Below are 5,859 nucleotides of genomic sequence, written 5' to 3'. Positions count from 1 at the left end.
AGATCGAAGCGGACGTAAAGTTAGTGGCTAAGACCGCTGCGCCTGATGGGATGATTTTTGATGATAAAGGCAACTTATATTTTGCTGATTTAGAAAATAACAAAATTCAATACCTCACACCTGATGGAAAAATCAATACACTTTGCGAGGGTGAAAAAATAAAATGGGCAGATACCTTCAGTATTTTCAAAGGTTATTTATTCTATACAAACTCGAGGATAAACGAAACACAAAATGGTGTTTCTGATTTAACTTTCTCCATCAATAAAATAAAAATAGAGGAATATCAATTTAGTGCTTGTTTTCCTAATAATAGTGTTGTTGGGAAAACAAGCTATTCGCATTAATACGAACCTCACCATCCTGATGGAGCTCCTAAATAAATTTTTAACTTAAATCCGATTCGTTCAAACAGATGGGATTAACACTTAAATTTATCTGTATTTCATGAGCTGTTTTAAATTAAGAAGTCTTTGGGGCGTATAAATGACTAATTAGATTTATAATACGGGAAATTTTAAACGTCCTAAAGAAAAACTTTTTATTATAGAAAAAGATAGGCTTCTTTTAAGCAATTTAGAAAATTAAAAGTATCATAATGGAAATCAAGTTATAGCATGGGATTTTTAAAATATAGCAACGGAGATCAAATGCCTGTTTTAGGTTTAGGAACCTGGAGGTCAGATTCTGATGATGTGCGTAGAGCAGTTAAAAAGGCTATTGAATTAGGGTATCGCCATATCGATTGTGCTGCTATTTATGGAAATGAGAAAGAGATAGGAGAAGCAATAAGGGAAGCTATTGCTGAAAATATTGTTGTCCGAGAGGAGTTATGGATTACCTCAAAACTATGGAGTAATGCACATGGAAGTGAAAATGTAATTCCTGCATTAAAACAAAGTCTGTCTGACCTTCAGTTAGATTACCTAGACCTGTATCTAATTCATTTCCCTATAGGCATAAAATCAAATGCTGTTTTACCTGTGAAAACTGAAGATTTTGCAGAATACCCAATTGCTGATACATGGAAAGGAATGGAGGCTGCATTTGAAGAAGGGTTAGCCCGTCATATTGGAGTCTGTAATTTTAGTGTCGTCAAGTTGGAGAAGTTAATGCAAACTGCACAAATTAAACCGGAAATGAATCAAGTAGAAATTCACGCTTATATGCAGCAATTGGCATTGGTGGATTTCTGCAAGGCAAATGGCATATTATTAACAGCCTATGCACCTTTAGGCTCATCGGATCGACCAGAACATTTAAAGTCAAAAGATGAACCTGTACTATTGAACGATGAACAAATTAATGCCATCGCGAAAGAAAAAGGAGTTTCTACAGCACAAGTATTGTTAGCATGGATACTTAAAAGAGGAATCTCAGCTATTCCTAAATCAGTAAATCCGGCAAGGTTAGAGCAAAATTTAGCAGCAGTAGAACTTGTTTTATCCGATGTGGATATGGATGAAATCAAAACTATAAATAAAGACCGTAGATATATTGATGGAAGGATTTGGTATATAAATAAGGGACCTGTCACTTATAGGAATTTATGGGATGAATGACCTATGACTACATTAAGCTTAAATGGGAAGTATCCTATTAACTATAAATAACATTAACAAAAAAACAATTATTATGAGAATACAAATTATATTACTGATTACTATCTTATTGCAGTCTTGTGTAACTCAAAAGTCACTATCGAATAAGAATGATATTATTGAAGTTGCACAATTTAAGGGACAACAAGTAACTGGGGTCTCAGCTTTGGCTTCAGCCTCAGTTGCTTCTGAATTGGGAGTTGCCGATGGTTTGAAAACAATACCTTTATCACCTACTATCAATACCGCCCGTCTATTGGATAAAAATCCTGCTTTGAAGGCTTTTTTTATGGCTCCAATAAAAGAGGAAGAAAAGATAACGGGGAAGCATATTGCAATTATTACAACTGATGGAGTGGAAGAAATTGAGCTGACTGGTTTTTTAAAATATTTGAAGGCAAGAGGGGCTGTTGTGGATATTGTTTCTCCAAAGTATTCTCCCTGGGCTGAAAAATATGCAATACAATACCCTGTTAGTAGAACAGAATATATACAGACTGTGCGATTTATGGAAAATGCTGGAAAAGTAAAAATTGACCGTTTTATAGATGAAGTCAAAGCTGTCGATTATGATGCGGTTGTTATTCCTGGTGGAGCTTGGAACCCTGATGCTTTACGTATTGACAAAAATGTCCTAGCTTTTGTTAGAGAAATGGACAAAGCAAAAAAACCGATTGCCTCAATCTGTCACGGACCGTGGGTTCTTATAAACGCCAAAATTGTTGAAGGCCGTAAACTGACAGCTGCTTGGAGTATTCATATTGATTTGAAAAATGCAGGAGCTATTGTGGAGGATAAACCGATGGTAGTGGATGGTAATCTTATCACCAGTCGTTACCCTACAGACTTGCCTGATCTTCTGACGGAATTTTTGCGTCAGTTAAAATAATAGTTATATTCTAGAAGTCCATAAAGGAAAAATCCGGATATGAATAAAATCAAAACTATAAATAAAGACCGTAGATATTTTGATGGAAGGATTTGGTATATAAATAAGGGACCTGTCACTTATAGCAATTTATGGGATGAGTAACATCAGACTGCGTTAAGCTCAAATGGGGAGTATCCAATTAAGCTATAAATGGCATTAACTAAAAAAAAATAATTATTATGAGAATACAAATTATATTATTAGCAGTTTGCAACAATTAAAAAAAAATGAAAAAATATTTAATCACAACATTATTAATAATCTTGACAATTCAAGTTTCTAAAGCACAATCAGAGAATTTACAATGGTTAGATATTGAATTATCTAATTATGAATATCCTTACCCTGTTGCAACGCTCAATTTAAAAATACAACAGCAGGATTTAAAAATGGCTTATATGGATGTTAAGCCAAAGAATTATAACGGAAAAAACATTGTGCTTTTTCATGGAAAAAACTTTAATGGTGCATATTGGAAAACCACAATTGACGCCTTAACAAATGAAGGTTTTCGTGTAATAGTTCCAGACCAAATAGGTTTTGGGAAATCGTCTAAACCCCAGTATTTCCATTACACATTTCAACAATTGGCACAAAACACCAAAACATTATTAGATACTTTAAAAGTAGAAGAAACATCTATTTTAGGGCATTCTATGGGTGGAATGTTAGCTACTCGGTTCGCCTTAATGTATCCTGATATTACCGAAAAATTTATTTTAGAAAACCCAATTGGTCTTGAAGATTGGAAATTAAAAGTGCCATACAGACCTGTAGAATGGTGGTATAAAAACGAACTCAAAAAAAGCTACGAAGGCATAAAAAAGTATCAATTAGTCAGTTATTATGATAGTAAATGGAAGCCCGAATATGATCAATGGGTAAACTTACTTGCTGGTTGGACACTAAATTCGAATTATAATACCATAGCTTGGAATAATGCCTTGACTTATGATATGATTTTTACGCAACCTGTGGTATACGAGTTTAAAAATATTACAGCACCTACATTACTCATTATTGGCACTAGAGACCGAACTGCGTTAGGTAAACCTTTGGTTACAGAAGAAGTACGAAAAACTATGGGATTATATAGCGAATTAGGAAAGAAAACACAAAAGGAAATACCTAATTCGGAGTTAGTAGAAATAGGAAACGTTGGGCATTTACCACATATTGAAAAATTTGAAAGCTTTATTAAACCATTAATAAGATTTTTGAAAAAATAACTGTTGCCAACAACGTATATAAAAAATAGCGGTTTTAGTGCTTTAAGGAAAGATAAATAATAAAATAAAGGTCAGTACTAATCCAGAAAGTTAGTGCGTGAAAATCCGCTGCTTTTCATATACAAGACCGCTATCTTATTGTCGGCTTGTGTAAATCAAAAGTCTCTATCGAATAAAAATGAAATTATTGAAGTCGCTCAATATAAAGGGCAGCAGGTTACAGGGGTTTCAGTAACCAAAACGAGTAGAGTCTTTGCAAATTTCCCAAGATGGAGGGAAGGCGTTGAGAATTCTGTTGTAGAAGTTTCTGCTAAGGGTAGCACAATTCCTTATCCAAGTAAAAAATGGAACCAGTGGGAAATTGAGAAATCCATTTCAGATTCTGTTTTTGTAGCTGTTCAATCAGTGGTCGTGCATAATAATGAATTGTATGTTTTAGATACCCGGAATCTATTATTTAAAGGAGTGAGAAATGCTCCCCGGCTATTTGTGTTTGATTTAAATACCAATAGTTTAAAAGACATATATATTATCTCCCAAAAGCTATAAGCCTGCATCATATATTAATGATTTACGCATAGATGAGCGAAATAATTGTATTTATATGACTGATTCAGGTGAACCAGGTATAGTGGTATTTAATCTATCAACGAAGGAAAGTAAGCGTGTTTTAGATAATCATTACTCAACAAAAGCAGAAACAGATTATTTAACGATTAATGGTGTCAAGTGGAACAATACCGTTCATTCAGATGGTATTGCCTTTAATAGCAAAACGAATCGCTTATATTATCACAGCTTAACCCGATACAATCTGTATTCTGTTTCAGCAGATCTATTAAATAATGGTGATAAAGAACAGATCGAGGCGGACGTAAAGTTAGTGGCCAAGACCGCTACTCCTGATGGGATGATTTTTGATGATAAAGGCATCTTATATTTTGGCGATTTAGAAAATAACAAAATTCAATACCTGACACTTAATGGCAAAATCAATACACTTTGCGAGGGTGAAAAAATTATGTGGCAGATATCTTTAGTATTTACGATGGCTATTTATTTCATACAAACTCAAGGATAAACGAAACAAAAAATGGCGTTTCTGATTTAATATTCTCCATCAATAAAATAAAAATTAGACATTAGTAAACAAGTTTTTTTAAAGTTGTTTTTCCATCAGTATTAATGGGGAGCATATAAATGATTACCATGTAAACCAAGTCACTTTGATAGTTAGATAGTTACAGCTGCATGTAAACTCGCCAAACCTCTGTAAACCATTCTAAATAGCTTAATGTCAGTTGTTAGCAGTTATGGTTTACAGGTTTACAGAGAATATCCATATAGTTACCTGTTGAGAAGAATTTATTTGGTATTAATAGTATTTTACAACGATAATAGTTTGCGGGTAAGTATCCACATAAACAAGTCGGGGGCTGCACTTTAATTAGTGTGCCCTTTCTTCATTTGCCTTGATTATGCTGTTGCTTATTTCCCATAAAAGAAGAACTAATCCATTTAAACCATTTTCATACCAATCTAAATAGCCAATTTCTTCTTTTCAACCTACAATATCAATCTTATTTATAGAAGAATGTAATTTGAGATGTTTTTCTTTAATGATATTATCATCTAAAGAACTCAGAAAATTGTAAAAGCCATTTTCTTTTATTCCTTCAAAAACTTCATTGCCTGTTAAAACTTTACCACTGTCAATTGGCTTTAATACACTTTTAATAGCGCTGTACGTGTGACCTCTGTCCATATTAAAATTTGTTTAATTAACATTATCCTTAATAATAATGAATTATTTGAATATGAGCAAGTGGCAAATGAAAGGTTGGGTTTTTACGTTTACAATGAAATTTCCATATAGATATATCTAAAAGATATCTCCATGATCAATTCTTCTTATTAGAGTAGAATGATTTCATATTATTGAAATGAATACATGAAAAGGGGTCAGTGACAAAAGTTGGGTCTGCTTTAAATTCATCATATCTTTACTTGCATAAAATTGAATATATTTTTCTCTTATGCACAAGTCCATATTATCCTTATTCTTTCCAGCAGGTCTTTTAGATTATTTTGACATTGT

Annotated in this window: 7 protein-coding genes; 6 read left to right on the top strand and 1 reads right to left on the bottom strand. The window is 33.2% G+C overall.

All coding sequences use genetic code 11. From position 1 onward, the window contains the following. The 6 genes from ABY905_RS13065 to ABY905_RS13040 all read left to right on the top strand — a co-directional run. On the top strand, positions 1 to 347 hold a 347-nt coding region (locus ABY905_RS13065), incomplete at its 5' end, for a hypothetical protein (RefSeq protein WP_372644582.1). A gap of 270 nt (positions 348 to 617) precedes the next feature. Further along, positions 618 to 1,562, top strand: a complete 945-nt coding sequence (locus ABY905_RS13060; RefSeq protein ID WP_372644580.1) for an aldo/keto reductase — start codon at positions 618 to 620, stop codon at positions 1,560 to 1,562. Between the two features lie 73 nt (positions 1,563 to 1,635). Beyond that, complete coding sequence (locus ABY905_RS13055) at positions 1,636 to 2,490, top strand: type 1 glutamine amidotransferase domain-containing protein (protein WP_372644578.1); 855 nt, start codon at positions 1,636 to 1,638, stop codon at positions 2,488 to 2,490. Positions 2,491 to 2,759: 269 nt separating this feature from the next. After that, positions 2,760 to 3,761, top strand: coding sequence for an alpha/beta fold hydrolase (locus ABY905_RS13050; RefSeq protein ID WP_372644576.1), 1,002 nt, complete (start codon positions 2,760 to 2,762; stop codon positions 3,759 to 3,761). 93 nt (positions 3,762 to 3,854) lie between these two features. Further along, on the top strand, positions 3,855 to 4,310 hold the full coding sequence (locus tag ABY905_RS13045; RefSeq protein WP_372644574.1) for a hypothetical protein: 456 nt from the start codon (positions 3,855 to 3,857) through the stop codon (positions 4,308 to 4,310). Beyond that, positions 4,288 to 4,842 carry an L-dopachrome tautomerase-related protein gene (locus tag ABY905_RS13040; RefSeq protein ID WP_372644584.1) on the top strand — a complete coding sequence of 185 codons (555 nt, stop codon included), beginning with the start codon at positions 4,288 to 4,290 and terminating at the stop codon, positions 4,840 to 4,842. The genes ABY905_RS13045 and ABY905_RS13040 overlap by 23 nt, the downstream gene beginning before the upstream one ends. Before the next feature lie 480 nt (positions 4,843 to 5,322). Here ABY905_RS13040 and ABY905_RS13035 read toward each other — a convergent pair whose 3' ends face one another. Then, positions 5,323 to 5,526: a hypothetical protein gene (locus ABY905_RS13035; RefSeq protein ID WP_372644572.1), complete on the bottom strand. Its 204-nt coding sequence runs from the start codon at positions 5,524 to 5,526 to the stop codon at positions 5,323 to 5,325. Positions 5,527 to 5,859 lie beyond the last annotated feature (333 nt).

Source organism: Ancylomarina sp., assembly GCF_041555295.1.
Taxonomy (GTDB): domain Bacteria; phylum Bacteroidota; class Bacteroidia; order Bacteroidales; family Marinifilaceae; genus Ancylomarina.
The sequence above is the reverse complement of the archived record's forward strand: the minus strand, read 5'-3'. Positions and strand labels throughout refer to the sequence as shown.

What these genes read in the sequence shown, in the direction of transcription:
- ABY905_RS13050 (WP_372644576.1), top strand. Translation starts at nt 2,760, where the DNA reads ATGAAAAAATATTTAATCACAACATTATTAATAATCTTGACAATTCAA.
- ABY905_RS13035 (WP_372644572.1), bottom strand. Translation starts at nt 5,526, where the DNA reads ATGGACAGAGGTCACACGTACAGCGCTATTAAAAGTGTATTAAAGCCA.
- ABY905_RS13060 (WP_372644580.1), top strand. Translation starts at nt 618, where the DNA reads ATGGGATTTTTAAAATATAGCAACGGAGATCAAATGCCTGTTTTAGGT.
- ABY905_RS13055 (WP_372644578.1), top strand. Translation starts at nt 1,636, where the DNA reads ATGAGAATACAAATTATATTACTGATTACTATCTTATTGCAGTCTTGT.